This is a genomic window from Terrabacter sp. 2RAF25, from assembly GCF_052115265.1.
Classification (GTDB): Bacteria; Actinomycetota; Actinomycetes; order Actinomycetales; family Dermatophilaceae; genus Terrabacter.
In genome coordinates this window covers 1163032-1186942 of sequence record NZ_JBFRGJ010000002.1, presented here as the reverse complement: position 1 = coordinate 1186942, position 23911 = coordinate 1163032, and the positions used below count along the sequence as shown (strand labels likewise).

General features: G+C 72.1%; 20 protein-coding genes. 11 read left to right on the top strand and 9 right to left on the bottom strand.

Going from position 1 to position 23911, the window contains the following annotated elements:
* Nucleotides 1-4 precede the first annotated feature (4 nt).
* A complete protein-coding gene (locus tag AB4091_RS08765; protein ID WP_442291402.1) occupies nt 5-1150 on the bottom strand; it encodes an aminotransferase class I/II-fold pyridoxal phosphate-dependent enzyme in 1146 nt (381 codons plus the stop codon).
* Between the two features lie 131 nt (nt 1151-1281).
* On the opposite strand from AB4091_RS08765, the gene AB4091_RS08760 reads away from it, so the two are divergent.
* From AB4091_RS08760 to AB4091_RS08745, 4 genes are all read left to right on the top strand, one after another.
* Nucleotides 1282-1812: a phosphoribosyltransferase gene (locus tag AB4091_RS08760; protein ID WP_442291348.1), complete on the top strand. Its 531-nt coding sequence runs from the start codon at nt 1282-1284 to the stop codon at nt 1810-1812.
* Nucleotides 1813-1863: 51 nt separating this feature from the next.
* The gene (locus AB4091_RS08755) at nt 1864-2736 is read left to right on the top strand and encodes an LLM class F420-dependent oxidoreductase (RefSeq protein ID WP_442291347.1); all 873 of its coding nucleotides are present in this window, start codon (nt 1864-1866) and stop codon (nt 2734-2736) included.
* Between the two features lie 110 nt (nt 2737-2846).
* Nucleotides 2847-3506: a hypothetical protein gene (locus AB4091_RS08750; protein WP_442291346.1), complete on the top strand. Its 660-nt coding sequence runs from the start codon at nt 2847-2849 to the stop codon at nt 3504-3506.
* Nucleotides 3493-3969 (top strand): MarR family winged helix-turn-helix transcriptional regulator, encoded by a 477-nt coding sequence (locus tag AB4091_RS08745; RefSeq protein ID WP_442291345.1) that lies wholly within the window; start codon nt 3493-3495, stop codon nt 3967-3969. The genes AB4091_RS08750 and AB4091_RS08745 overlap by 14 nt, the downstream gene beginning before the upstream one ends.
* Here AB4091_RS08745 and AB4091_RS08740 read toward each other — a convergent pair.
* From AB4091_RS08740 to AB4091_RS08730, 3 genes are read right to left on the bottom strand one after another with little or no spacing between them, the layout of a single operon-like run.
* On the bottom strand, nt 3962-4903 hold the full coding sequence (locus AB4091_RS08740) for an ABC transporter permease subunit (RefSeq protein ID WP_442291344.1): 942 nt from the start codon (nt 4901-4903) through the stop codon (nt 3962-3964). The two genes, AB4091_RS08745 and AB4091_RS08740, sit on opposite strands and share 8 nt — an antisense overlap.
* The gene (locus tag AB4091_RS08735) at nt 4900-7773 is read right to left on the bottom strand and encodes an alpha/beta fold hydrolase (protein WP_442291343.1); all 2874 of its coding nucleotides are present in this window, start codon (nt 7771-7773) and stop codon (nt 4900-4902) included. The genes AB4091_RS08740 and AB4091_RS08735 overlap by 4 nt, the downstream gene beginning before the upstream one ends.
* 53 nt (nt 7774-7826) lie before the next feature.
* The gene (locus AB4091_RS08730; RefSeq protein WP_442291342.1) at nt 7827-8063 is read right to left on the bottom strand and encodes a hypothetical protein; all 237 of its coding nucleotides are present in this window, start codon (nt 8061-8063) and stop codon (nt 7827-7829) included.
* Between the two features lie 31 nt (nt 8064-8094).
* On the opposite strand from AB4091_RS08730, the gene tpx reads away from it, so the two are divergent.
* On the top strand, nt 8095-8589 hold the full coding sequence (gene tpx / locus AB4091_RS08725) for a thiol peroxidase (RefSeq protein ID WP_442291341.1): 495 nt from the start codon (nt 8095-8097) through the stop codon (nt 8587-8589).
* A 28-nt stretch (nt 8590-8617) separates the two neighbouring features.
* On the opposite strand, the gene glpK is transcribed toward tpx, so the two are convergent.
* Nucleotides 8618-10144 carry a glycerol kinase GlpK gene (glpK, locus tag AB4091_RS08720; RefSeq protein WP_442291340.1) on the bottom strand — a complete coding sequence of 509 codons (1527 nt, stop codon included), beginning with the start codon at nt 10142-10144 and terminating at the stop codon, nt 8618-8620.
* Nucleotides 10145-10264: 120 nt separating this feature from the next.
* Here glpK and AB4091_RS08715 point away from each other — a divergent pair, with 120 nt between their 5' ends.
* The gene (locus AB4091_RS08715) at nt 10265-10687 is read left to right on the top strand and encodes a hypothetical protein (protein ID WP_442291339.1); all 423 of its coding nucleotides are present in this window, start codon (nt 10265-10267) and stop codon (nt 10685-10687) included.
* A 14-nt stretch (nt 10688-10701) separates the two neighbouring features.
* Nucleotides 10702-11646 carry an HNH endonuclease signature motif containing protein gene (locus tag AB4091_RS08710; protein ID WP_442291338.1) on the top strand — a complete coding sequence of 315 codons (945 nt, stop codon included), beginning with the start codon at nt 10702-10704 and terminating at the stop codon, nt 11644-11646.
* Between the two features lie 22 nt (nt 11647-11668).
* Here the strand turns inward: AB4091_RS08710 and AB4091_RS08705 are convergent, their stop codons facing one another.
* Entirely contained in the window at nt 11669-12100 is a 432-nt protein-coding gene (locus AB4091_RS08705) for a DUF309 domain-containing protein (RefSeq protein ID WP_442291337.1), read from the bottom strand.
* Between the two features lie 107 nt (nt 12101-12207).
* Here AB4091_RS08705 and AB4091_RS08700 point away from each other — a divergent pair, with 107 nt between their 5' ends.
* The 3 genes from AB4091_RS08700 to AB4091_RS08690 are packed head-to-tail and all read left to right on the top strand — an operon-like array spanning nt 12208 to nt 16109.
* Nucleotides 12208-13932, top strand: a complete 1725-nt coding sequence (locus tag AB4091_RS08700) for a glycerol-3-phosphate dehydrogenase/oxidase (RefSeq protein ID WP_442291336.1) — start codon at nt 12208-12210, stop codon at nt 13930-13932.
* A 57-nt stretch (nt 13933-13989) separates the two neighbouring features.
* Nucleotides 13990-15174 carry a hypothetical protein gene (locus AB4091_RS08695; protein WP_442291335.1) on the top strand — a complete coding sequence of 395 codons (1185 nt, stop codon included), beginning with the start codon at nt 13990-13992 and terminating at the stop codon, nt 15172-15174.
* Nucleotides 15171-16109 (top strand): carbohydrate kinase family protein, encoded by a 939-nt coding sequence (locus tag AB4091_RS08690; RefSeq protein ID WP_442291334.1) that lies wholly within the window; start codon nt 15171-15173, stop codon nt 16107-16109. The genes AB4091_RS08695 and AB4091_RS08690 overlap by 4 nt, the downstream gene beginning before the upstream one ends.
* 33 nt (nt 16110-16142) lie before the next feature.
* Here the strand turns inward: AB4091_RS08690 and AB4091_RS08685 are convergent, their stop codons facing one another.
* The gene (locus tag AB4091_RS08685) at nt 16143-16571 is read right to left on the bottom strand and encodes a VOC family protein (RefSeq protein WP_442291333.1); all 429 of its coding nucleotides are present in this window, start codon (nt 16569-16571) and stop codon (nt 16143-16145) included.
* A gap of 90 nt (nt 16572-16661) precedes the next feature.
* Nucleotides 16662-17534 (bottom strand): DNA-formamidopyrimidine glycosylase family protein, encoded by an 873-nt coding sequence (locus tag AB4091_RS08680; protein WP_442291332.1) that lies wholly within the window; start codon nt 17532-17534, stop codon nt 16662-16664.
* Between the two features lie 179 nt (nt 17535-17713).
* Here AB4091_RS08680 and AB4091_RS08675 point away from each other — a divergent pair, with 179 nt between their 5' ends.
* Nucleotides 17714-18940 carry an extracellular catalytic domain type 1 short-chain-length polyhydroxyalkanoate depolymerase gene (locus AB4091_RS08675; RefSeq protein ID WP_442291331.1) on the top strand — a complete coding sequence of 409 codons (1227 nt, stop codon included), beginning with the start codon at nt 17714-17716 and terminating at the stop codon, nt 18938-18940.
* A gap of 9 nt (nt 18941-18949) precedes the next feature.
* On the opposite strand, the gene AB4091_RS08670 is transcribed toward AB4091_RS08675, so the two are convergent.
* Nucleotides 18950-23833, bottom strand: a complete 4884-nt coding sequence (locus tag AB4091_RS08670; protein WP_442291330.1) for an ATP-dependent helicase — start codon at nt 23831-23833, stop codon at nt 18950-18952.
* Nucleotides 23834-23911: the final 78 nt, after the last annotated feature.

Below are 23911 nucleotides of genomic sequence, written 5' to 3'. Positions count from 1 at the left end.
CGGCTCAACGCGCGTTGAACGCCTCGATCCGCTCGATCGCCTCGCCCACGGCCGTGCGGCCGGCGGCGAAGCTGAGCCGCACCGAGCGACCCCCCGCCCGGTCGTCGAAGTCGCCGCCCGGTGTGATCGCGACGCCGACCTCCTCGAGCAGGGCGCGGGCGTATGCCGCCGAGCTCTCCCAGCGCTCGAGGCGCGGTCCGAGGTCGGCCCAGTAGTAGAAGGCTCCGTCCGGCGGCGCCGCGGCTCCCCAGCCCAGGCGGGCAGCGTTGTCCAGCAACAGTTTTCGGGTGCGGGCGAACTCCTCGACGGCGTCGTCGCACTCGCGGTAGGACTCCTCCGCGAAAGCCGACACGGCGGCATACTGCGCCGGCGCCGGAGGGCAGAGCGCCACGTTGCCGGCGAGCGCGTCGACCGGGCGGGCGAGGTCCTCGGGCAGCAGCAGCCAGCCGAGACGCCAGCCCGTCATCCCCCAGTACTTGCTGAACGAGGAGACGACGACGGAGCTCTCGTCGGTCTCCCACGCGCAGACGCCGCGGGGGTCGGGAGCGCGCGGCTCGGGATAGGTGACGCCGTGGTAGATCTCGTCGCTGACGAGGCGGACACCGTTGGCCGCGCACCAGCCCGTGACGGCCGCGAGCTCGGTGCGGTCGACCATGGTCCCCGTCGGGTTGGCGGGCGAGGCGACGATGAGCCCGGCGAGCGGCCCGTCCGAGTGCGCCGCGTCGAGCAGCGCCGGCGTCGGCTGGTAGCGGGTGTCGGGGCCGCAGTCGATCTCGACGACCTCGCAGCCGAGCGCCGCGAGGATGTTGCGGTAGGCGGGGTAGCCGGGCCGGGCCAGCGCCACCCGGTCGCCGGCCTCGAAGGCGGCGAGGAAGGTGAGCACGAAGCCACCCGACGATCCGGTCGTGATCGCCACCCGGGCCGGGTCGACGTCGAGGCCGTACCACCGGCGGTAGTGGGCCGCGATCTCGGCGCGCAGCTCGTGGATGCCCAGGGCCGAGGTGTAGGTGAGCGCACGACCGGACCCGTGGATGCGGGCGGCCGCCTCGGACACCAGGGACGGGGCCCCACCGGACGGTTCGCCGGCGCAGAGGGACACGACGTCGCGCCCGGCGGCACGGAGCACCGCGACGCGGTCGAGGACGTCCATCACCTCGAACGGCGGCACCTGCGAGCGCCGGGAGGGACGGAGGGCGCGGGGCGGGTGGCTCACCCGGCCAGTCTGCCCGACGGCGGACCGCCTGAAACACGGCGTTCACCCGAGGTGGTTAGCCTCGGTGCATGACGACCGCCTACCACGCCGACTCCTCCGCCCTGGTCGACAAGGAGGTGTTGACGTGGGAGGGCTTCGGCATCGCGATCCGCGAGCTCGCGACGCTCGTCGCCGACTCGAGCTTCCGGCCGGAGGTCCTCGTCGCCGTGGCGCGTGGCGGGCTGATCCCGGGCGGCGGCCTCTCGTACGCGCTCGGCATCAAGCTGACCGACGCCATCAACGTCGAGTTCTACACCGACGTCGAGGAGACCCTGCCCGACCCCGTGCTGCTGGCGCCGCACCTCGACACCGACAGCCTCAAGGGCGGGCGGATCCTCGTCGTCGACGACGTCGCCGACTCGGGCCGCACCCTCGCGCTCGTGCTCGACCTGCTCCAGGAGCACGGCGCCGAGGCCCGGAGCGCCGTCATCTACGGCAAGTCGCGATCGGTCGTGACGCCCGACTACGTGTGGCGACAGACGGATCGGTGGATCGTCTTCCCGTGGTCCGCCGAGCCGCCCGTGTCCGGCGCCCTGGTGGGCACCACCAACGGCGACTGAGAGTCCGTCGCCCCCTCGTCCGCTGGTGGTTCCGGACGTAGTGTGCAAGGCATGGACCTCGGACTGCACCTGGCCAACTTCACGTGGAGCGGCGGCTCCACCACGTTCGTCGACGACCTCGTGCGCACGGCACGCACGGCCGAGGACGTCGGCTTCACCAAGCTCTCGGTCATGGACCACGTCTGGCAGATCCGGGGCGTCGGGCCCAAGGAGCACGAGATGCTCGAGGCCTACACGGCTCTCGGCTTCCTCGCCGCCGTCACCGAGCGCGTCGAGCTGCTCGCCTGGGTGACGGCCGCCGTCTACCGCGAGCCGGGCCTGCTCGCCAAGGAGGTCACGACGCTCGACGTGCTCTCGAAGGGCCGGGCCTGGCTCGGCATCGGCGCGGCGTGGAACGAGGAGGAGTGCGTCGGCCTCGGCCTGTCGTTCCCCCCGACGGCCGAGCGCTTCGAGCGGCTCGAGGAGACCCTGCAGATCTGCCTGCAGATGTGGAGCGACAGCGACGAGCCCTACGAGGGCAAGCACTACCGCCTCGGCAGCACACTCAACTCGCCGCAGTCGGTGCAGCGCCCGCACCCGCCGATCCTCATCGGCGGCGGTGGCGAGAAGAAGACGCTGCGGATGGTGGCCCAGTACGCCCAGGCCTGCAACCTCTTCGACTCCCCCGAGCTGGCGCACAAGCTCGAGGTGCTCCGCGGCCACTGCGACGCGCTCGGACGCGACTACGACGAGATCGAGAAGACCGTCATGGGCCCGGTCGACCCTGGCCCCGACGGCGAGAACGTCGACGCGACGCTCGAGCACCTCTCCGCGCTGGCCGGCCTCGGGGTGACCCACCTGCACATGATCGGCGGTGACGGCTCGCGCACCGACTGGCTCGAGCTGATCGGCGAGCGGGTCATCCCGGAGGCGAAGAAGCTGTAGATCACTGCGGCGTCCGGCCTTGACGAAATTACTACGATGTCGCAGTATCTAAGAACTACGACATCGTAGTAAAGCCCACACAGGGCCGACACGTCGAGGAAGGAAGCGTCATGACGACTGCCCGGTCGAGCGAGACCGCCCCAGCAACCCGCGGAGCAGCAGGGCCCCGCACCCGCACGGCCCCACCCGGGCACCGCCTCGTCCGGTCGCTCGCGAGCACGACGGCCCGGCTGGCCAGCTGGCCCGTGTGGCTGAGCCACGCGATCGTCTTCGGCGTGTTCGCCCGTCTGCTCTTCGCCTCCAGCGCGCCGTTCGCCATCCCGCACGTCGAGACCGCCTGCGGTCAAAGGCCCCCGGACGTCCGCGTTTTCACGAGCGCCGCCGACGTGACCGGTTTCCTGAGTGCCTGCGGGGCGGCCGGTCGCGACGCCTACAGGTTCCTGCAGCTGGCAGACCTGCTCTACCCGATGGTGTTCGGACTGTTCATGACGGCCTCGAGCGCCCTCGTGCTCTCCCGGCTCGCCACGCGCCGCCACAGCCTGCTCGCCCTGGCGGCGCTGCCTCTCCTCGGAAGCGCGTTCGACTACGTCGAGAACCTGTGCGCCTGGCTGGCGCTGGCCGCGTTCCCGGGTCAGCCTCCGACCAGCCACCTCCTCGGGCTGGCGTCCACTGCCAAGAACGTCACCTTCTGGGCCTCGGGCGCCGTCCTCCTCTGCGCGATCGCCGTGCTCGCGGCCAGAAAGGCCAAGGCCATTCATGCCACCGCCTGACGGCTCGCACTCCCCCGACCTCGATGCCGGCCTGTCCAACGTCCTCTTCGACGTCTGGCTCGTCTCGCGGGCGGCCACCGCACTGGTCGACGAGGCGGTGCGGGCCGCGGGTCTCGATGCCGACGAGTTCGCCGTCTACTCGGTCCTGTCGTCCACCGCGGGCATGACACCCACCGAGCTGGCTCGCTGGATGGCGGCGCCGGCGACGACTGTCTCGAGCTACGTCAAGCGCTTCGAGCGTCGCGGCCACGTGCGCAAGGTCGCCCATCCCGAAGACCGTCGGTCCTACCGCGTCGAGCTGACCGAGGCGGGCCGGCGCGCGCACCAGGTCGCCGGCGAGCTGTTCCTGCCGACGCTGCACGAGGTGACGCGCAGGGTCGGCGGTGGAACGGCTGACACCCACGGCCGGTTGCGGGCCCTGCACGGGATCCTCGCCGCCATGAACGACGAGTCGCTCAGCTGAGGATGTCGGAGCGCCGGAACCGGCGGTAGGCGAGCATCGTGAAGGCGACGGCCCACACGAGCGACCAGAGCACGCCGTGCGCCATGTCGTTCCAGTCGGGCGAGACCGCGAGCGCGTCCTGCCACTCGCGGGAGTAGTGGCCGGGGAAGGCGTTGCGGTAGGGGTCGAGCGCGTCGAGCTGGTCGAGGATGTTGAGCAGGATGCTGAAGAGCACCGCACCACCCACCGCGGCGAGGGGAGCGTCGGAGCGAGTGCCCAGCCAGAAGGCGATCGCGCCGATGGGCAGCAGGGTCACGAAGATGTAGGCCATCGCCAGCGCGAGCCGCGGCAGGAACTGGCCCCAGTCGAGGTTCTCGCCGATGGGGTTGGTCAGCGGGTCCCAGCCGTAGGCGATCCCGCCGACGAGCAGACCCCACGCCGGCAGCAGGATCGTGGCCGCCAGCGTCGACGCGACGCCGATGACGAGCTTGCTCGTCAGCAGGCGCGCGCGCTGGACGGGTGCGATGAGCAGGTAGCGCAGCGAGGACCACGAGGCCTCGGACGGCACGGCGTCGCCGCAGAAGAGCGCGGCCAGCAGCACGAGCAGCAGCTCCGACGCAAGGAAGACGAGCACGAGGCTGAAGTTCGCGGCCCCGCTCTGCGCGAGGTCGAAGATGCGGGTCGTCGCGCTGCCGCGGTTGTTGTTGCTGCGCTGCCCGAAGGCGAACGACGCGACGAGCACGAGCGGCAGGGCCAGCAGCAGCCCGAACGCCCAGATCGTGCGTCGCCGCCCCCACTGCCGGCGCAGCTCGGACCGCCACGAGAGCGGGTCGCGCACGAACGTGGTGTCGGTGCTCGGTGCGGCCCCGGGCTCGATCGCGTCGAGCAGGGCCTCACCGGGAGTGTGGGGGTGGGCCGGGCCGGGGGTACGGCCCGGAAGGTGGTCCTGCGTCATCGTGCCCTCACCTGCCTCAGTCGCTCGATGAGGGAGGCTCCCTCGTCGCCCGGTTCGCCGGTCGCGCCCGCCGCTCCGTCGGCGGAGGCCGACGAGATGACCCCCAGGAAGACCTCCTCGAGGTGGCGCCGGCTGCTCACCCCGACCACGGGGAGCCCCGCCGCGACCGCCGCGGCGACGACCTCGGCTCGGCCACGGTCGGCGACGACGACGAGTCGGGTCGGCGTGTCGACCCGCACCTCGGTGATGCCGGCAGCCGCCTCCAGCGCGTGCACGCCCGCGTTCACGACATCGTGCCCAGCGTGTTCGGGCAGGTCCAGGATCGTCGTGTCGTCGCTGTCGACGAGGTCGGCCACCGGACCCTGGGTCACGACGCGACCGGCGTGCATGACCACGACGTGGGTGCAGGTCATCTCGACCTCGGCGAGCAGGTGGCTGGAGACGACGACGGTGCGACCGGTCTCGGCGTAGCGGCGCAGGATCGGCCGCATCGCTGCGATCTGCGGCGGGTCGAGGCCGTTGGTCGGCTCGTCGAGGATGAGCAGCTCGGGCAGGCCCAGCATCGCCTGCGCGATGCCGAGGCGCTGCTTCATGCCGTGGCTGTAGGACTTGACCGGCCGGTCGACCGCTCCGCCGAGGGCCGCGACCTCGAGGGCCTCGTCGAAGTGCGCGTCGGTGCGGTCGCGGCCGGTGGCCGACCAGTACGCCTCGAGGTTCTGGCGACCGGTGAGGTGTGGCAGGAAGCCGGGTCCCTCGATGAGTGCCCCGACCCGGCCGAGCACGGTCGAGCCGGCGGTGACCGGCTCGCCGAGCACGTGCACGCTGCCGGCGTCGGACGAGATGAGGCCCATGACCATGCGCATCGTCGTCGTCTTGCCGGCGCCGTTCGGCCCGAGCAGGCCGACGACGTGGCCCTTCTCGGCGCGCCACGAGACGTCGTCGACGGCTCGGTGCCCGTCGGAGTAGGTCTTGACGAGCCCCTCGACGACGAGCGGCACGTCGGCGAGATCGGGACGGGAGGGCAGCAGCCGACGCCGGCGACGCCGCAGGAGCCAGCCGACGAGCGCCGCCAGGAGCAGCAGCACGAGGAAGAGGCTCGCGAGGAACGTCTCGGTGTCGATCCCCACCGCGACGGTGCCGCCGACCTCTGCTCCGGACGCGACGGGCAGGGTGAGCGCGGAGGCGCCGCTGATGAGGAGGCTGCCAGGCGTGCGCGCGTTGGAGAACGTCGACTCGGTGCTCGTGAGGAGCACGCGCCAGCGGGTGCCGGCCGGCATGACGTACGTCGCCGGGGGCAGCGAGATCGTCACGGGCGTGGGCGTGCCCGGGGTCACCTTGAGCCGGACCGGCGCAACGAGCGGGTTGGTCAGCGTGACGGAGCCGCCGGTGACCCGCCACACCGAGGCGAAGAAGGTCGCATCGGTGCTGTCGGAGGTCACCGTGAAACGCATCGTCGGGGAGCCGACCACGGTGGCCGCCTCGGCGATCGGCTGGGAGTCAAGCGCGGTGGACTGCCCCGGCAGCGCGGCGATCTGGTAGGTCGAGACGGTGATGCCGAGCGCGGCGAGCCCCGGCACCGCGATGAGTGAGGCCGGCTGGCCCCCGGGCGGGTGCAGCAGCCCCCCGGACGTCGTCGTCAGCGGGAGCTCGCGGGTCTCGACCTTCGAGCCGGAGAGCCCCGGGTATGCCGGCAGCGTGTGCAGCGTCGTCGGCGCACCGGCGCGCGCACCCTTGGTGCCGTAGGTGAACGCCGCGGTGGGCAGGGCCGAGCCGCGGTCCGCCTTGTCGCGCACATAGTGGTCGAGCCACGTGTAGGAGGCCTCGACCTCCTCCGCCTCGTGCGAGCTGGGTGCGTCGTGGCCCCCGTCGCTCCACCGGACGGCATACGGCGTGCCCGTGGCGGCGAGGGCCGACGCGGTGGCGTCGGCCTGGTCGAGGCCGAAGAGGGAGTCGCCGATGCCCTGGACGAGGAAGGTGGGCGCCGTGACCGCGTTCATCGTCGGCTTGGGGCTGTGGGCGCGCAGCATCGCAGTGAGCTGCGGCGGCGGCGTGCCGGTCTCGGACGTCTGGACGAAGAGCCGGCAGATCGTCGGGTCGAACCGGCCACAGTCCACGGCTGTTGCGGCAGACCCCGTCCCCGAGGCCGTCGGCCCGGCCCCCCGCAGTGCCGACAGGAAGAAGTTCGTGGCCCAGACCTGCTTGAACGGGCCCGGCACGTCGACCGGGCTGCGGCCGGCGGCCGTCGTGGCCGGCGCGGTGACGGCCGACTGCGGGAAGAACGCGTCGGCGAGGTCGTTCCACGTGATCGCCGAGACGACGCCGTCGACGCGACGGTCGGTGCCGGCCAGCATGAGGCCGAGCGCTCCGCCGTAGGAAGCGCCCATGACACCGGCTCGCGGATCGCCGGGCGCGTCGAGCTCGACGTCGGCGCGCTTCGCCGCCAGGTCGAGCAGCACCTTCGCGTCGGCGATCTCGTATGCCGGGTCGTTGAGGTGGATGCGCCCGCCCGACCGTCCGTGCCCCCGGGCGCTCCACGTGACGACCACGTAGCCGCGGGCGTTGAGCTCGTCGGCCTGGGCCGCCACGGACTCCTTGGTGCCGCCGAAGCCGTGGGCGAGCAGGACCACCGGGTGGCGGCCCGCGGGCTGCGGCCAGATCGAGACGTCGAGGCTGACGGCAGTGCCGTCGGGCTCGGCGCCGACGGGCACGCTCGAGACCTCGGGCGTCACTGCGTCGGCGGCGAGGACAGCCGGCGCGGTGTCGGCGGAGGGTGCGGCCTGGGCCGGCGCGACGGCAGCGCCCGGCGCGATGCTCGTCGCGATGCTCGTCGCGAGGACGAGCGCGGCGAGGAGTGGTGCCCGGGGCGACATGCCCACATCACATCACGCGTACTTGTCGATGCGACCCGGTCGTCGAACGTTGGTCAGTCGTCCTGCGCCCGCCGCTCGAGCACGTAGGCCGCGACGATGCAGACGACGAGCACCATGAGCGGCGGGACGAAGCGCATGAAACCCCCGAGACCCAGCCAGTCGTAAGGCGCGGTGGTGAACCCGAAGAACGACACGTCGAGCAGGTAGCGCACCATCGGCAGCGCCCCGAAGAGCAGCCCGACCAGTCCGACCACGTTGATGACGAAGCGCGAGCCGGCACCGGGTTCCATGCCCCCAACCTAAGGGTGTTAGAAACGACCCATGGCCACCACCTTGCTGGGAGACACCACCGTCCACACCGTCGGCGAGCTGCCGCAGGCGGGCACGACCGCCCCGAAGTTCACGCTGACGAGCGCGAAGCTGACCGACGACGTGACCCTCCCCACCGACTCGCGGGTGGTGCTCAACATCTTCCCGAGCATCGACACCAAGACGTGCGCGACGAGCGTGCGCCGGTTCAACGAGCTCGCCGCGGGTCTGGAGAACACGACGGTGATCTGCGTGTCGGCCGACCTGCCGTTCGCCCTCAACCGGTTCTGCGGCGCCGAGGGCATCGAGAACGTCGTCACGGCGTCGTCGTTCCGGTCGAGCTTCGGCTACGACTACGGGGTGCGCATGGAGAACGGCGGCTTCGCCGGGCTGCTCGCCCGCGCCGTGGTCGTCATCGGCACCGACGGAACGGTGCTCCACTCGGAGCTCGTGCCCTCGATCGGCCAGGAGCCCGACTACGACGCCGCCATCACCGCCCTGGGCTGACGGCATACGCCCTCGGGGCTCGCAGGGCTCAGGCGGTGTCGTCGTCGACCCAGTCGAGGGTGCGCTCGACCGCCTTCTTCCACTGCCGGAAGAGGCGCTCGCGCTCGGTCTCGTCGAGCTGCGGCGACCAGCGGCGGTCCTCGCCCCAGTTGTCGCGGATCTCGTCGGTGCTCTGCCAGTAGCCGACGGCGAGCCCGGCGGCATACGCAGCGCCGAGCGCGGTCGTCTCGGCCACGACCGGGCGCACGACGTCGACGCCGAGCAGGTCGGCCTGGAACTGCATGAGCGTCTCGTTGACGACCATGCCGCCGTCGACCTTGAGCTCGGTGAGCGGCACGCCGGAGTCGGCGTTCATCGCCTCGAGCACCTCGCGGGTCTGGAATGCCGTGGCCTCCAAGGCCGCTCGCGCGATGTGACCCTTGTTGACGAAGCGCGTCAGGCCGACGAGCGCGCCCCGGGCATCGGGTCGCCAGTGGGGCGCGAAGAGGCCCGAGAAGGCGGGGACGAAGTAGGCGCCACCGTTGTCGTCGACGGTGCCGGCGAGGGTCTCGACCTCTTTCGCGTCCTTGATGAGCCCGAGGTTGTCGCGCAGCCACTGCACGAGTGAACCGGTGACGGCGATCGAGCCCTCGAGGGCGTAGACCGGCTTCGCGTCACCGAGCTGGTAGCAGACGGTGGTGAGCAGGCCGTTCTTCGAGGCGACGATCTCCTCACCGGTGTTGAGCAGCATGAAGTTGCCGGTGCCGTAGGTGTTCTTGGCGGTGCCGACGTCGAGGCAGGCCTGACCGAAGGTCGCCGCCTGCTGGTCGCCGAGGATGCCGGCGACGGGCACGTCGATGAGGATGCCTGGCTTGCACGTGCCGTAGACCTCTGACGACGAGCGAATCTCGGGGAGCATCGCGAGCGGGATGCCGATCTCGGCTGCGATCGACTCGTCCCACGACAGGGTGCGCAGGTCCATGAGGAGCGTGCGCGACGCGTTGGTGACGTCGGTGACGTGCACGCCCCCGTCGCTCGCGCCACCCGTGAGGTTCCAGAGCAGCCAGGTGTCGATGGTGCCGAAGAGCAGCTCGCCGGCCTCGGCCCGTTCGCGGGCCCCCTCGACGTGGTCGAGGATCCAGCGGGCCTTGGGGCCGGCGAAGTACGTCGCGAGCGGCAGGCCGGTGACGTCCTTGAAGCGCTCGACGCCGCCGTCCTCGGCCAGGTCGTTGCAGATCGCCTGGGTGCGGGTGTCCTGCCAGACGATCGCGTTGTGGACCGGCTCGCCGGTGGCCTTGTCCCACACGACGGTCGTCTCGCGCTGGTTGGTGATGCCGACCGCGGCCACGTGGGTGGCGTTGAGGTTGGCCTTGCCGAGGGCCCCACCCACGACGGCGCGGGTGTTCTGCCAGATCTCCATCGGGTCGTGCTCGACCCAGCCGGCGCGCGGCAGGATCTGGCGGTGCTCCTGCTGGTCGACGGCAACCACGCGGCCGCTCCGGTCGAAGACCATGGCACGCGTGCTCGTGGTCCCCTGGTCGATCGCCACGACATGGCTGCGCTGCTCCGTCGACATGTCGGCACCGTACCGTCGGAGGGCGACAACGTCACGCGTGGGCACGGGTTCCATTGGTGTGCAGCTGAATTGGTCGTTCACGCCTCTTGATTCCTACCCGAACAAATGTTCTAATCGAGTATGCCGTTCACCTCCTCCCCGTCGCCTCTCGAGCTCGTGCTCGGGGCCGCGCTGGAGCACGCCGGGGTGGGGCTGGTCGACCCCGACCCGTTGCCGTCGCTGTTCACCGCGGGCGACGAGGCGCTGCGCGAGATCGAGCAGCTGGAGGGCGAGAAGGCCCGCCTCGAGGGGCGACTGCTCGACGCGTACGCCACGCTGCACACGGTCATGGAGCTTCAGCACGAGATGCTCGGCATCTCGCGGGGTCCCGTCCCGGTGGAAGCCGACACGGTGGTGACGCAGGAGATCGCCTTCGCGACAGGCGTGGGCTCCGCCGAGGTGTCCCGACGCCTCGAGCTCGCCACGACGCCGCGTCGCCACCGCATGCTGCGCGAAGCGCGTGCGCGGGCACCGTCAGCCTCTACCGCGCGCTGCGGGTGGTAGAGCAGACCCGGTTGTTGCCCGACGAGCTCCTCCCGGCAATCGAGACCGCGGTGCTCGCTCCGGCGCCTGACGGGTCGGTCCCCTCGCAGCGGCTGTTCTCGACCAGGTTGCGCCGGCTCGTCTGCTCGGCCGACGACCGGTCGGGCGACGAACGCCGGCGCTCTGCCGAGGCGTCGCGCACGGCCCACGGTCGGCTCACCGACGACGGCCTGGGCACCTTCACCGTGACCGCTCCGGCCGAGACGGTCGTGGCGGTGCTCGACCGGGCCGATGCGATGGCACGGGCAGCCCGAGCGGCCGGCGACCCGCGCACGCTCGACCAGCTGCGCAGCGACAGCATCTGCTCACTCGCACTCTTCGGTTCGCTTGCGGCTGAGCTCAACCCGTTCGGTGCGCCCTTGCCGGCGGCGATGGTGCGCATCGTCGTGCCGTTCGAGGTGGCGGCCGGACTGTCCCATGCGGCGTGCGAGCTGCCCGGGCACGGGTGGGTCACGGCGGCACACGCGCGGCGCATCATGACCGCTGAGGGCTCGGTGTGGCAGCGGCTCGCCGTGGACGTGACGACCGGCCGCGCACTAGAGCTCTCCTCCGACCGCTATCGCCCCAGCCCCGAGATGGTCGAGCACGTGCGCGCAGTCGACGGCGTGTGCCGAGCCCCTGGCTGCCAGGTCCCCGCAGACCGTTGCGACCTCGACCACCTGGTTCCGTGGCCGCTTGGGCCGACCGACGTGACCAACGCCCAGTCGCTGAGCCGCGGGTGCCACAACTCGAAGACCGCAGGGCTGTGGTCGGCGGCACGCGCTCCCGACGACGGCATCCGGTGGACGACCCTCACCGGTCGCGACTACGTCACCTACCCGCGCAACTGGCGCGAAGCGCTCGATGACCCGGGCGCCGCCCCACCCCCGGATGCGTCACGGACCGACGAGCGACCACACGACGATCCGCCACCCTTCTGACAGAGGCCCGGGCGGATGGCGCTCAGAAGGTGCCGTGGTGACGGCGGGCACTCGCCACCACGTCGTCGAGGTCGAGGCCGTGGGCCTCGCGTCCCGTCGCGGCGAAGTCGGCGAGCCTGCCGGCGGCGCGTTCGAACAACCGGTCGGCGCCGGTCTGGTTGCCACGGGCTGCGTGGGTCATCGCGACGCAGAGCTGCGCCAGGCCCTGCCACAGGTCACGCTCCTCGGCGGGGCCGGCCTTCCAGCGGGCTTCGAGGACCTCGTGCGCAGAGAAGGGCCGACCGGCGTCCACCAGCTCACGGGCCAGCCGCAGGGTGTCGGCGGGCGGCAACGCCTCCTCCGACACCGGCTCCACGCCTTCGGCGCCGTAGGGCAGCGGGCGACCCAGCGCATCGCGCGGCCGCGCCTGCCGCGCCCGGCCCCGGGTGTCGCGGTCACGATCGGAGGTGGTCACGGACACCAGCCTGTCACTGGACGGACATGAGCACGCCGGGCGGGCAGCGGCCGGCGCAGCACTCCTCGTTAGAGTGGCGGTCTCGACACCGACGTGAAGGGGTAGCGATGACGAGCCCAGTTCGACTGGACCTCGACTACCGAGCCCGGGCGTGGAAGCGCCTCGCCACCAAGCAGTTCGACGTGCTCGTCGTCGGTGGCGGCGTGACCGGTGGAGGGGTCGCTCTCGACGCCGCGACGCGCGGTCTGTCCACCGCGCTCGTCGAGCAGCGCGACTTCGGCTCCGGCACCTCGTCCCGGTCGTCGAAGCTCTTCCACGGCGGATTGCGCTACCTCGAGCAGATGAACTTCGACCTCGTGCGCGAGGCACTCAAGGAGCGCGAGCTGATGCTGAGCCGCATCGCGCCGCACCTGGTGAAGCCGGTCTCGTTCCTCTACCCGTTGACGAACCGTGGCTGGGAGCGCCCGTACGTCACGGCCGGGCTCACCCTCTACGACTCGATGGGCGGCGCGCGGTCGGTGCCGCGCCACAAGCAGCTGACCCGCACCGGCGCCCTCAAGCTCGCCCCGGCCCTCAAGCGGGAAGCCCTCACCGGCGGCCTGCTCTACTACGACGCCCAGGCCGACGACGCCCGCCACACGCTGACGACGGTCCGCACCGCGGCGGCCTACGGCGCGACGGTCCTGTCGAGTGCGCGTGTCGTCGACCTGCTGCGCGCCGGCGAGCGTGTCGTCGGGGCCGTCGTCGAGAACGTCGAGACGGGCGAGACCGTGCAGGTCAAGGCGTCCGTCGTGATCAACTGCACCGGCGTGTGGACCGACGACATCCAGACCATGGCGGGCGGCCGTGGACGCTTCCACGTGCGGGCCAGCAAGGGCGTGCACATCGTCGTGGCGCGCGACCGCATCAACTCCGAGACCGGCCTCATCCTGCGCACCGAGAAGTCGGTGCTCTTCGTGATCCCGTGGGGCACGCACTGGATCATCGGCACCACCGACACCGACTGGGAGCTCGACCGCAGCCATCCCGCGGCGACCCGCGCCGACATCGACTACATCCTCGAGCACATCAACACGGTGCTCAAGGTGCCGCTCAGCCACAGCGACATCCAGGGCGTCTACGCCGGCCTGCGCCCGCTGCTGTCCGGCGAGAACGAGGACACCAGCCAGCTCTCGCGCGAGCACGCCGTGGCCCGGCCCCAGCCTGGCCTCATCTCGATCGCCGGAGGCAAGTACACGACCTACCGCGTCATGGCCGCCGACGCGGTCGACGCCGCCCGCGAGGACATCGGCGGCGACGTCTCCGACAGCGTCACCGAGTTCATCCCCCTCTCCGGTGCCGAAGGCTACGTCGCGCTCGTCAACCAGATCGACCGGCTCGCCCGCCACCAGGACCTCCCGGTCTGGCGCATCACGCACCTGCTCGAGCGCTACGGGTCACTCGTCCACGAGCTCTTCGCGCTCGCCGAGGACGACCGGTCGCTCTACGAGCCGCTGCCCGGCGCGGAGGAGTACCTCAAGGTCGAGGCGCTGTATGCCGCCACCCACGAGGGCGCGCTGCACCTCGACGACCTGCTGGCCCGGCGCACCCGCATCTCCATCGAGACGCCGAGTCGCGGTATCGACAGCGCGCGCGCCGTCGCCGAGATCGTCGCGCCCGTGCTCGGCTGGGACGCCGATCGCCTCGAGGCCGAGGTAGACGCGTACGTCGCGCGCGTCGAGGCCGAGCTCGAGTCGCAGAAGGAGCTCGCCGACTCCGAGGCGAACGCCGAGCGGCTCAGCGCCCCGGACGTACGCCGCATCCCTGTCAGCCGGGCCGCCGAGCCTTCCTGAGCGGCCATAGGCTTGACAACCCCCGACGTAGCCGATCCCGGTTCCTACACTGGCGCTATGAGGACTCGTCGCGGGCTCGCTGCTGCAGCGATGGCGGCTGCCGCCCTGCTCGGGTCTGCCTGCGCCGGTCCGGTCCCCGCCGCGGCTCCCCCTGCCGCCACCGCCTCGGGCGGGGCAACCAGCGCTGCCAGCGCTGCCAGCGCTACCCGCGCGGCAGCTCCGAGCGCCCTGCGGGCGGGTGAGACCCTCCGCACCGTGGCGGCGCCGGTCTCCTACACCCCCAGGGCACCGACCGTCGGCACCGACGACTACCGCTGCTTCGTCCTCGACCCCAAGCTCACGAAGGACCAGTTCGTCACCGGATTCGACATCAACCCGGGCCAGCCGGCCGAGGTCCACCACGTCATCCTCTTCCGCGTCCCGCCCTCCGCAGTCGCCGCGGCACGGGCCCGCGACGCCGAGAGCGGCGGCAACGGCTGGACCTGCTTCGGAGGCACCGGGCTGGGATCTCGCGGCGCGACCCTCGACGACGCACCGTGGGTGGGCGCCTGGGCCCCGGGCGGACGCGAGAACGTGCTCCCGCCCGATGTCGGCATCCCCATGCAGCGCGGCTCGCTGCTGATCATGCAGGTGCACTACAACCTGCGCCACGGCGTCACCCCCGACCGCACCTCGGTGTCGCTGCGGCTCTCGTCGTCGCCGGGGCTCGAGCCGCTCGAGACGATGCTCTATCCAGCTCCTGTCGAGCTTCCCTGTCGCACAGGCAAGTCCGGCCCCCTCTGTGACCGGTCCAAGGCCATCGAGGACGTGACGGCGCGGTTCGGCGCGATGTCGCCGCGCATCGTCAACGGGCTGCTGCTCGTCTGCAACGGCACCCTGCTGCCCTCGCCGGGGCCGACCCAGTCGTGCACGCGCACCGTCGAGCAGGCAGCGACCGTGCGCGCCGTGGCCGGGCACATGCACCTGCTCGGCTCCTCCCTGCGCATCGAGCTGAACCCCGACACCGCGTCGGCCCGGACCCTGCTCGACATCAAGGTCTGGGACTTCGACAACCAGGGCGCCGTCCCCGTCCCCGCGACGAAGATCAAGCCCGGCGACTCGATCCGCGTCAGCTGCACCCACGACCAGTCCTGGCGCGACAAGCTGCCCGACTTGCAGGGTCTCCCCGAACGCTACGTCGTCTGGGGCGAGGGCACGACCGACGAGATGTGCCTCGGCCTGCTGAGCGTGACTCGCCCATGACCGACGTGCCCGTCGACGCGCCCGTTGACGTGCTCGTCGTCGGTGGCGCCGGGGTCGACACCATCGTGCGCGTCGACGCCCTCCCGGTGCCCTTCGCCGACTCCCACCCCGTGCCGCCCATCGACACCGTCGTCGGTCACACCGGCAGCGGCGTCGCGCTCGGCTGTCACCGCCTCGGCCTGACGACCTGCTTCGTCGACGTCATCGGCGACGACCACGAGGGGGCCATGCTCCGCGACCGGTTCGAGGCCGAGGGCCTGCGCTTCGAGCACGTCGTGCACCCGAGCGGCACGCGTCGGGCCGTCAACCTCGTCGACGCGACCGGACGCCGCATGTCGTTCTACGACCCGCGTCACCCGTACGACCTGGCTCCCGACCCAGCCCTGTGGCGCGGCCCGCTCGAGGGCACCCGCCACCTGCACGCGTCGATCATGCCGTGGACCGTCGGAGCCCTCGCGGACGCCGCAGCCGCGGGCGCCACGACCTCGACCGACCTGCACGACTGGGACGGGCGCAACCCGCACCACCGGCCGTTCGCGTATGCCGCCGACCTCGTCTTCGTGTCGGGCTCACGTCTCGGTCCTGTTGAGGACGACGTCGTCGCCGACATCCTCGACCGTGGCCGAGCCAGACTGGTGGTCGTCATGGACGGCGCCGCCGGTAGCCGGGTGACGGTGCGCGAGGGCGGCTCGTTCGCCGTGCCAGCGCTCGACATCCCGGGACGGCCGGTCGTCGACTCGAACGGCGCGGGAGACGCGTACGTCTCGGCGTTCCTGCACCGGTGGCTCGGCGGTGGTGACGCTCGCGCGGCCGCCCGCGCGGGTGCGGTCGCTGGAGCGTGGGCGTGCGGCACTGCCGGCACGCACTCGAGCCTCATCGACGAGGGCGAGCTCGGCCGTCAGCTGGCCGCTCTCGGTGGCGCGGGCCGACCCTGAGGTCGACCCGCACCAGCGTCGGTCCGTCGAGCCTCAGGCGGAGGCCGCGTCGCCCGACTGCTCGCCGGCGATGTTGACGAGCCAGCCGATGCCGAACTTGTCCTTCAGCTGACCGAACTCGTCGCCCCACATCTGCTTCTCGAGGGGCATCGAGACGGTGCCGCCCTCGGAGAGCTTCTCGAAGTAGCCGCGCAGCTCGTCGGAGTCATCGCCGCTGAGGCTGACGGTGATGTTGTTGCCCGGCTCGTAGGACATGCCGTCAGGGGTGTCGGAGGCCATGATCGTGTAGCCGCTGGGCGTCTCGAGCTGGGCGTGCATGACGTTGTCGGCTGCAGGGCCCGTGTCGCCGTACTCGCCGAAGGTGCTGAGGGCTAGCTCGCCACCGAAGACCGACTTGTAGAAGTCCATCGCGTCGCGCGCGTTGTCCTTGAAGCTGATGTAGGGGTTGAGACGGGAAGACATGTGGCCGTGCTCCTCTCGGGGAATGGGTGTCTCTCACCCTAGGACCGGCATCTGACACAGGGGTGGAGTTCGGTGGAGGACCAGGCGTCGTCAGTACGAACGGCGCGAGCGGCCGGCTCCCCTGCTCGACCCGAGGGGCGCCTGGCGCCGCCCGTCGTCGCTCGGGCCGAGGCCGCCCTGGCAGCCGGGGCAGTAGAACATCGTGCGCTCGCGCGTCGGCTCACCGATCGGCGCGACGCGCACCGTCGTGCCACAGCGGCGACAGGGCCGTCCACTGCGGGCGTGGACGTAGTGCGCCTCACCGAGCTGGTAGCTGCCGGTGCTCGACTGCACCGCGTGCCGCCGGCCGTTGTCGATCAGCCGGTGCGCACGGGCCACCACGCGTTCGACGACGTCGCGGCCCAGCTCACCCGCCGGTGTCCACGGTGGCACGCGTTCGAGGAAGAGCGTCTCGGCGCACCACATGGTGCCCACGCCCGCGAGGTTGCGCTGGTCGAGCAGGGCCTGGCCCACCGGCATACCGGAGCCGACCACGTTGTCGACGGCACGGGCGGGGTCCCAGTCGGGTCCCAGCACGTCGGGTCCGAGGTGGCCGACGAGCTCGCCCTCGCGGGCCGTCGGCACGAGGTCGAGCATGCCGAGCCGCAAGCCGAGGGCGGTCCAGTCCTCCGCCGCCACCAGGGCCCTCAGCTGGGGGTTGCGGCGCCACCGCGCCTCGAGCCCGGGCGACGCCTCGACGCGCCACTGCCCCTCCATCCGCAGGTGGGAGTGCAACGTGAAGCCCCCCTCGACGCGGTGCAGGATGTGCTTGCCGCGGCTGACCACCTCGAGCGTCGCGCGGCCCGACAGGTCGGCCGTCGCGATCTCGCCCGGCCAGCGCAGGTCGGACTCGACGATCACCCGACCGGCGAGCGCCTCGTTGAGCCTCGACGCGGTGCGCCAGACCGTGTCCCCCTCGGGCACGCCATCTCCTCCTTCGCTGGTCTCGACAGCCTAGGCACGCACGCCGGGTCGGTGCGCAATGTCCCGCTGGCACACGCCGCGTGCCGGGCACTGGCATGACGACCCATGCCACGCGGTCGAGGCCGGTGCAATGGTGACAAAACGGGCACCGACGACGATGCCCCGGACCGGAGGCGACGATGACTTCGACACGCACGCTCACCCTGCCCGTACCCGCCCGAGCCGTCCGAGCGGTCGGCGTGCTGCTCGCCCTCGCGGTCTCCGTGGCCACGACCCTCGTCGTGGCCCAGGCACCTCCGGCACAGGCGGCGACGCTCCAGCAGGTCGCGAGCTTCGGCAGCAACCCGGGCGGGTTGACGATGTTCAGCTACCGTCCCGACGGGCTGCCGGCGAACGCCCCGGTCGTCGTCGAGCTGCACGGGTGCACCCAGGACGCGACGACCTACTTCACGAGCTCCGGCTGGCGCACCTTCGCCGACCGTCACGGCTTCGCCCTCGTGCTGGCCCAGCAGAGCAGCGCCAACAACTCCAACACGTGCTTCAACTGGTTCGAGCCCGGCGACATCGCCCGCGGTCAGGGCGAGGCGGCGAGCATCGCGCAGATGGTCGACTATGCCGTCGCCAACTACGGGAGCGACTCCCGCCGCGTCTACGTCACGGGCCTGTCAGCCGGCGCGGCGATGACCGCCGTCATGCTCGCCACCTACCCCGACAAGTTCGCCGGCGGCTCGATCAACGCGGGCATCCCCTACACGTGCGCGACCTCTATGACGGCCGCGTTCACGTGCATGAACCCGGGCGTCGACAAGACACCGGCCGCGTGGGGCGACCTCGTGAGGGGTGCGTATGCCGGCTACTCGGGTCCCAGGCCCAAGGTGGCCATCTGGCACGGCCAGTCCGACACGACGGTCGCCCCGATGAACGGCGTCGAGCTGCGCGACCAGTTCACGAACGTCAACGGTGTCTCTCAGACGCCGACCTCGACGGGCACGATCGCCTCGGGCGTCACGTGGGAGGACTACGGCGGCCGGGTGCGGCTGACCAAGGTCGCCGGCATGAACCACGGCACCGCCGTCGACCCCGGGACCGCGGACAACCAGTGCGGCACCGCCGGCGCGTACTTCATCGACACGGTGTGCGCGGCCTACTACGACGTCGCCTTCTTCGGCCTCGACGGCGGCACCGCGCCACCGACCACGACGGCCACTCCCCCGACGACGACCACCACAGCCCCTGCGCCGACGTGCATCACGTCAAGCAACTACGCCCACGTGCAGGCCGGGCGGGCCTACCAGTCGGGCGGCTACGCGTACGCCCTCGGCTCGAACCAGAACCTCGGCCTCTACAACACCTTCTACACGGCCACGCTCGAGCAGAGCTCACCCGGCTACTGGGAGAAGTGCTAGCCGGCCGCGTCACCGGCGCAGGCGCAGGCCGCGTGGGGTCATGTGGAAGCCGGCATTCGAAAGGGCTTGCACCAGAGGGTGGCCCGAGCCGAGCACCGATGCGCCATCAGCCTTCTCGACGGTGAGCCGGCCCAGGGCTCCTTCGCGCACGGCGAGGGCGAGCGCGTCGGCGGCGGCCTGGAGGCGGTCAGGGTCGTCGGACCAGCAGAGCATGGTCTTGCCGCCCCGCTCGACGTAGAGCACGAGCTCGCCGTCGACGAGCACGACCAAGGCCCCAGCCTTGCGGCCGGGCTGGTGGCCCTTGCGCCGGGAGCCCTTGCCCGAGTCGTCGGCGGTGGCGCTGTCGGGGCCGGAGTCGTCGGTGGCGTCGGTGACTCCGCGCTCTGGCCAGCCGATCGCTGCGCCGTAGGGGTTGGCGGGGTCGCTCGCGGCCAGCACGAGGGCAGGCGGCCCGTTCCGCTCAGGGCGGTCGCGGCGCCGTGCCGGTGGCGAGGGCGTCAGCCACTCGTCACCCTCCGACGGGTCGACCCGCTGCCCACCGTCACCGGCGCTGTCGGCGCCGGGCAGGCGTGACATGGACCGGAGCCGGTCGACGGCGCCGGTCGAGGCGAACTGCGAGGCCCCGAGTCCCTCGACGAAGTAGCCGCGGCGCACCTTGCCGGCCTCCTCGGCCGCGGCGAGCACGCGGTAGACGGCCGCGAAGCCGCCGGGCACGTCCTCGGTGGCGACCGACCCGCGGGTCAGCACGCCGTAGCGGTCGAGGAGCAGCTCGGCGTTGGTCACCGCGCGCACCGTCGGGTCGGTCTCGGCCGGAGGCAGTGCCGTCCAGCGCCCGACGCCCGTCGACGGGCCCGACCCCACAGCGCGCCCGGCGGCCAGCGCCTTCGAGGTCGCGGCGTCCTCGGCCGCCTCGACCCGGGCGGAGCTGGTGCCGGCGAGCGGGCCACGCAGCGAACCGAACCGCCCGAGCGAACCGCGGCGGCCGGCATACCTCGTGGAGCGCGGGCCGGAGGTCGTGCGCTTGTGCGCGGTGCGGCCACCGGCGAGCAGCGCGCGCAACGGCGCGATCGTGTCGTTGGTGATGCGGCCCGACCACAGCAGCGACCACAGGGCCTCGTTCAGCTCGGCGTCGCCGAGGGCGACTCGGGTCGACAGGGCCCGGAAGAAGTACGCGCCACCACCCTCGAGCGCGTCGAGCACCGCCTGCTCGTCGTCGGTGAGCTCGGTGACCTCGGGCGGCGTGAGCGTGAGGTGGGCGGCGTCGGCGAGGTGCAGGCTGACCCAGCCGTCATCGCCGGGCAGCGACCCGTGGCCGCGCCAGACGACCTCGCCCGAGCTCATCACCTCGTCGAGCAGCGCCGGTGTGTAGCCGGCAACCCGGGCGGGAAGGACGAGCGACTCGAGCGCGCTCGCGGGCACCTCGGCGCCGGTGAGCTGCTCGACCGCGCGGAGCAGTCCCTCGCGCCCGCGCAGACCCCCGCCGACGCCCTGCCACTGCGGCAGGAACCGCGCGAGGTCGCTTTGCGCGACCGGCTCGACCTCGTGACGCAGCGCCGCCAGCGACCGGCGTCGGAGCAGCCGCAGCACCTCGGCGTCGCAGAACTCGGGCCCGTGCCCGCCGCCGTTCTCGGTGGGCAGCAGCTCGCCCTCCACGACGCGGCCCGCGGAGACGAGGCGGCGCAGCGCGTCGTGGACGACGGCCGGGCCCAGGCCCCACCACGCCGCGACGGTCTGGACGGCGAACGGCCCGTGCGTGCGGGCAAAACGTGCGACGAGGTCGGCGAGCGGGTCGGGCACCGACTCGAGGAAGGCCTGCGGCACGCCGACGGGAAGCGCTGTGCCGAGGGCGTCGCGCAACCGGGCGGCGTCCTCGATCGCGGCCCAGCGGTCGTCGCCGCCGACGCGAACGGCGATGACCCGACGGGCCGCCTCGAGCTCGGTGAGAGCGGCTTCGACGGCCACCGGCTCGAAGCCCTCGGCAGCCCGGGCGACGACGTCGCGCACGGACAGCGGACCCAGCACGCGGAGCAGGTCGGCGACGTCCTCGGCGTCGCGGGCCCCACGCTCGGGGGTGAGCCGCTGGAGCTCCGCCTCGGTGCGGGCGACGGCCTCGGGGTCGAGCAGGTCGCGCAGCGCGAGCGCCTCACCCTGGCCGAGCAGCTCGGACAGGAGCGACGGGTCGAGCGCGAGCGCTGCGGCACGACGCTCGGCGAGGGGTGAGTCGCCCTCGTAGAGGTACTGGGCGACGTAGCCGAAGACGAGAGACTTCGCGAACGGGCTCGGCTGGCTGGACTCGACGTCGACCACCTTGACGCTGCGCGAACGGATGTCGGACATGAGCTCGACGAGGCCCGGCACGTCGAAGACGTCCTGGACGCACTCGCGCACCGCCTCGAGGACGATCGGGAACGAGGGGTACTGGCTGGCCACCTCGAGCAGCTGGGCCGCCCGCTGGCGCTGCTGCCAGAGCGGCTGGCGACGGTCGGGGCGGCGCCGCGGCAGCAGCAGAGCCCGGGCCGCGCACTCCCTGAACCGCGCTGCGAACAGGGCGGATCCGCCGATCTCGTGGGTGACGAGCTCGCTGACCTCCTCGGGCTCGAGGGTGACGATCTCGACGAGCTGCTGCCCCACTGCGGCGCCGTCGTCGAACTCGAGGTCGGGCAGCCGGAAGACGATGCCGTCGTCGCCGTGCATGGCCTGGACGTCGATGCCGAACCGCTCGCGCATGCGGGCCGCGACGCAGAGCGCCCACGGCGCATGCACCTGGCCGCCGAAGGGCGAGAGCACCGCGACCCGCCAGTCGCCGATCTCGTCGCGGAAGCGCTCGACGACGATGGTGCGGTCGTCGGGGACGTGCCGCGTCGCCTCCTTCTGCTCGGTGAGGTAGCCGATGAGGTTGTCGGCGGCCCACTCGTCGAGGCCGGCTGCCGTGACGCGCGCCCTGGCGCGCTCGGGCGTCAGGCCGACGATCTCGCGCACGAAGCCGCCGAGAGCCCGGCCCAGCTCGGCGGGCCGGCCCTGCTGGTCGCCCTTCCAGAACGGCAGGCGGCCGGCCTGACCGGGGGCAGGCGTGACGAGGACGCGGTCGTGGGTGATGTCCTCGATGCGCCACGTCGACGTGCCGAGGGTGAAGACGTCGCCGACGCGGGACTCGTAGACCATCTCCTCGTCGAGCTCACCGACCCGCCGGCCCGGGCCTTCGCCGGAAGCGAGGAAGACGGCATACAACCCTCGGTCGGGGATGGTGCCGCCGCTCGTCACGGCGAGGCGCTGGGCGCCGCGGCGGCCGGTGAGCGTGTCGGTGACGCGGTCCCAGACGATGCGCGGGCGCAGCTCGGCGAACTCGTCGGACGGGTAGCGACCGGCGAGCATGTCGAGGGTGGCCTCGAGGACCGAACGCGGCAGCGACGCGAAGCTCGCGGCCCGGCGCACGAGGGCCTCGACGTCGGCCACCGTCCAGTCGTCGAGGGCACACATGGCGACGACCTGCTGGGCGAGCACGTCGACGGGGTTGGCGGGGATGCGCAGCGACTCGATGGCGCCGGCACGCATGCGCTCGACGACGACGGCGGTCTGCACGAGGTCGCCGCGGAACTTCGGGAACATGACGCCCTGGCTGACCGCCCCGACCTGGTGGCCGGCGCGGCCGACGCGCTGCAGGCCGCTCGCGACCGACGGCGGGCTCTCGACCTGGATGACGAGGTCGACGGCGCCCATGTCGATGCCGAGCTCGAGGCTGCTCGTGGCGACGACCGCGGGCAGCCGACCGGCCTTGAGGTCCTCCTCGATGGTGGCGCGGTGCTCCTTGCTCACGGAGCCGTGGTGTGCGCGTGCGAGCACGGCGGGCGCACCGCGCGAGGCGCCGGACTGGGCCATCACCTGGGCCGGCGGCTGCGTCGAGAGGGCGGCGAGGCTCGGCGACGGGAGGCCCTCCTGCTCGGCGAGCCGCTCCTCCCAGATCTCGTTGAGACGGGAGGTCAGCCGCTCGGCGAGGCGCCGCGAGTTGGCGAAGACGATGGTCGAGCGGTGCTCGGCGATGAGGTCGACGATGCGCTCCTCGACGTGCGGCCAGATGCTCGCCTGCGGCGCGTTGCCCGCGGCCGGCCCGGAGAGGTCGGGGACGCCCGGCGAGATCTCGGCGGCCGAACCCGACAGCTCACCCATGTCGGGCACCGGCACGACGACGTCGAGGTCCCACTGCTTGGTCGACTCGGGCTGCACGATCTCGACCGGTCGACCGCCGGCGAGGTAGCGGGCGACCTCCTCGACCGGGCGCACGGTGGCCGAAAGCCCGACGCGCTGGGCCGGCTTGGGCAGGATCGCGTCGAGGCGCTCGAGGCTGAGGGCGAGGTGGGCGCCGCGCTTGGTGCCGGCCACGGCGTGGACCTCGTCGACGATGACGGTCTCAATGCCCTTGAGCGCCTCGCGCACCGACGAGGTGAGCATGAGGAAGAGCGACTCGGGCGTGGTGATGAGGATGTCGGTGGGCGTGCGGGCGAAGGCCCGCCGCTCGTTGGCGGGCGTGTCTCCCGAGCGCACGCTGACGCTGATGTCGGGCGGCGGCAGCTCGAGCCTGGTGGCCGCGTGCCCGATGCCGACGAGGGGCGCGCGCAGGTTGCGCTCGACGTCCACGGCCAGGGCCTTCATCGGCGAGACGTAGAGCACGCGGCATCGCTCGAGGCGCTCCTCGGGCACCGGCTCGCTGGCCATCCGGTCGATGGCCCACAGGAAGGCCGAGAGCGTCTTGCCCGACCCGGTGGGTGCGACGACGACGCAGTGGTGGCCCGAGCTGATGGCGTCCCACGCGCCCTCCTGGGCGGTCGTGGGCGCGTTGAAGCTGCTCCGGAACCACTCGGCGGTGGCCGGAGAGAAGCGGTCGAGCACATCGGTCATCACGGGTCAGCCTGCCATCCCGCACCGACACGGCGCCGCGACCTTAGGCTTGACGGAGGCCGGGGGCCACCCCGGGTC

Coding starts and splice junctions, on each gene's coding strand:
- AB4091_RS08765 (WP_442291402.1), bottom strand. CDS start 1,150: ATGGACGTCCTCGACCGCGTCGCGGTGCTCCGTGCCGCCGGGCGCGAC.
- AB4091_RS08760 (WP_442291348.1), top strand. CDS start 1,282: ATGACGACCGCCTACCACGCCGACTCCTCCGCCCTGGTCGACAAGGAG.
- AB4091_RS08755 (WP_442291347.1), top strand. CDS start 1,864: ATGGACCTCGGACTGCACCTGGCCAACTTCACGTGGAGCGGCGGCTCC.
- AB4091_RS08750 (WP_442291346.1), top strand. CDS start 2,847: ATGACGACTGCCCGGTCGAGCGAGACCGCCCCAGCAACCCGCGGAGCA.
- AB4091_RS08745 (WP_442291345.1), top strand. CDS start 3,493: ATGCCACCGCCTGACGGCTCGCACTCCCCCGACCTCGATGCCGGCCTG.
- AB4091_RS08740 (WP_442291344.1), bottom strand. CDS start 4,903: ATGACGCAGGACCACCTTCCGGGCCGTACCCCCGGCCCGGCCCACCCC.
- AB4091_RS08735 (WP_442291343.1), bottom strand. CDS start 7,773: ATGTCGCCCCGGGCACCACTCCTCGCCGCGCTCGTCCTCGCGACGAGC.
- AB4091_RS08730 (WP_442291342.1), bottom strand. CDS start 8,063: ATGGAACCCGGTGCCGGCTCGCGCTTCGTCATCAACGTGGTCGGACTG.
- tpx (WP_442291341.1), top strand. CDS start 8,095: ATGGCCACCACCTTGCTGGGAGACACCACCGTCCACACCGTCGGCGAG.
- glpK (WP_442291340.1), bottom strand. CDS start 10,144: ATGTCGACGGAGCAGCGCAGCCATGTCGTGGCGATCGACCAGGGGACC.
- AB4091_RS08715 (WP_442291339.1), top strand. CDS start 10,265: ATGCCGTTCACCTCCTCCCCGTCGCCTCTCGAGCTCGTGCTCGGGGCC.
- AB4091_RS08700 (WP_442291336.1), top strand. CDS start 12,208: ATGACGAGCCCAGTTCGACTGGACCTCGACTACCGAGCCCGGGCGTGG.
- AB4091_RS08695 (WP_442291335.1), top strand. CDS start 13,990: ATGAGGACTCGTCGCGGGCTCGCTGCTGCAGCGATGGCGGCTGCCGCC.
- AB4091_RS08690 (WP_442291334.1), top strand. CDS start 15,171: ATGACCGACGTGCCCGTCGACGCGCCCGTTGACGTGCTCGTCGTCGGT.
- AB4091_RS08685 (WP_442291333.1), bottom strand. CDS start 16,571: ATGTCTTCCCGTCTCAACCCCTACATCAGCTTCAAGGACAACGCGCGC.
- AB4091_RS08675 (WP_442291331.1), top strand. CDS start 17,714: ATGACTTCGACACGCACGCTCACCCTGCCCGTACCCGCCCGAGCCGTC.
- AB4091_RS08670 (WP_442291330.1), bottom strand. CDS start 23,833: ATGACCGATGTGCTCGACCGCTTCTCTCCGGCCACCGCCGAGTGGTTC.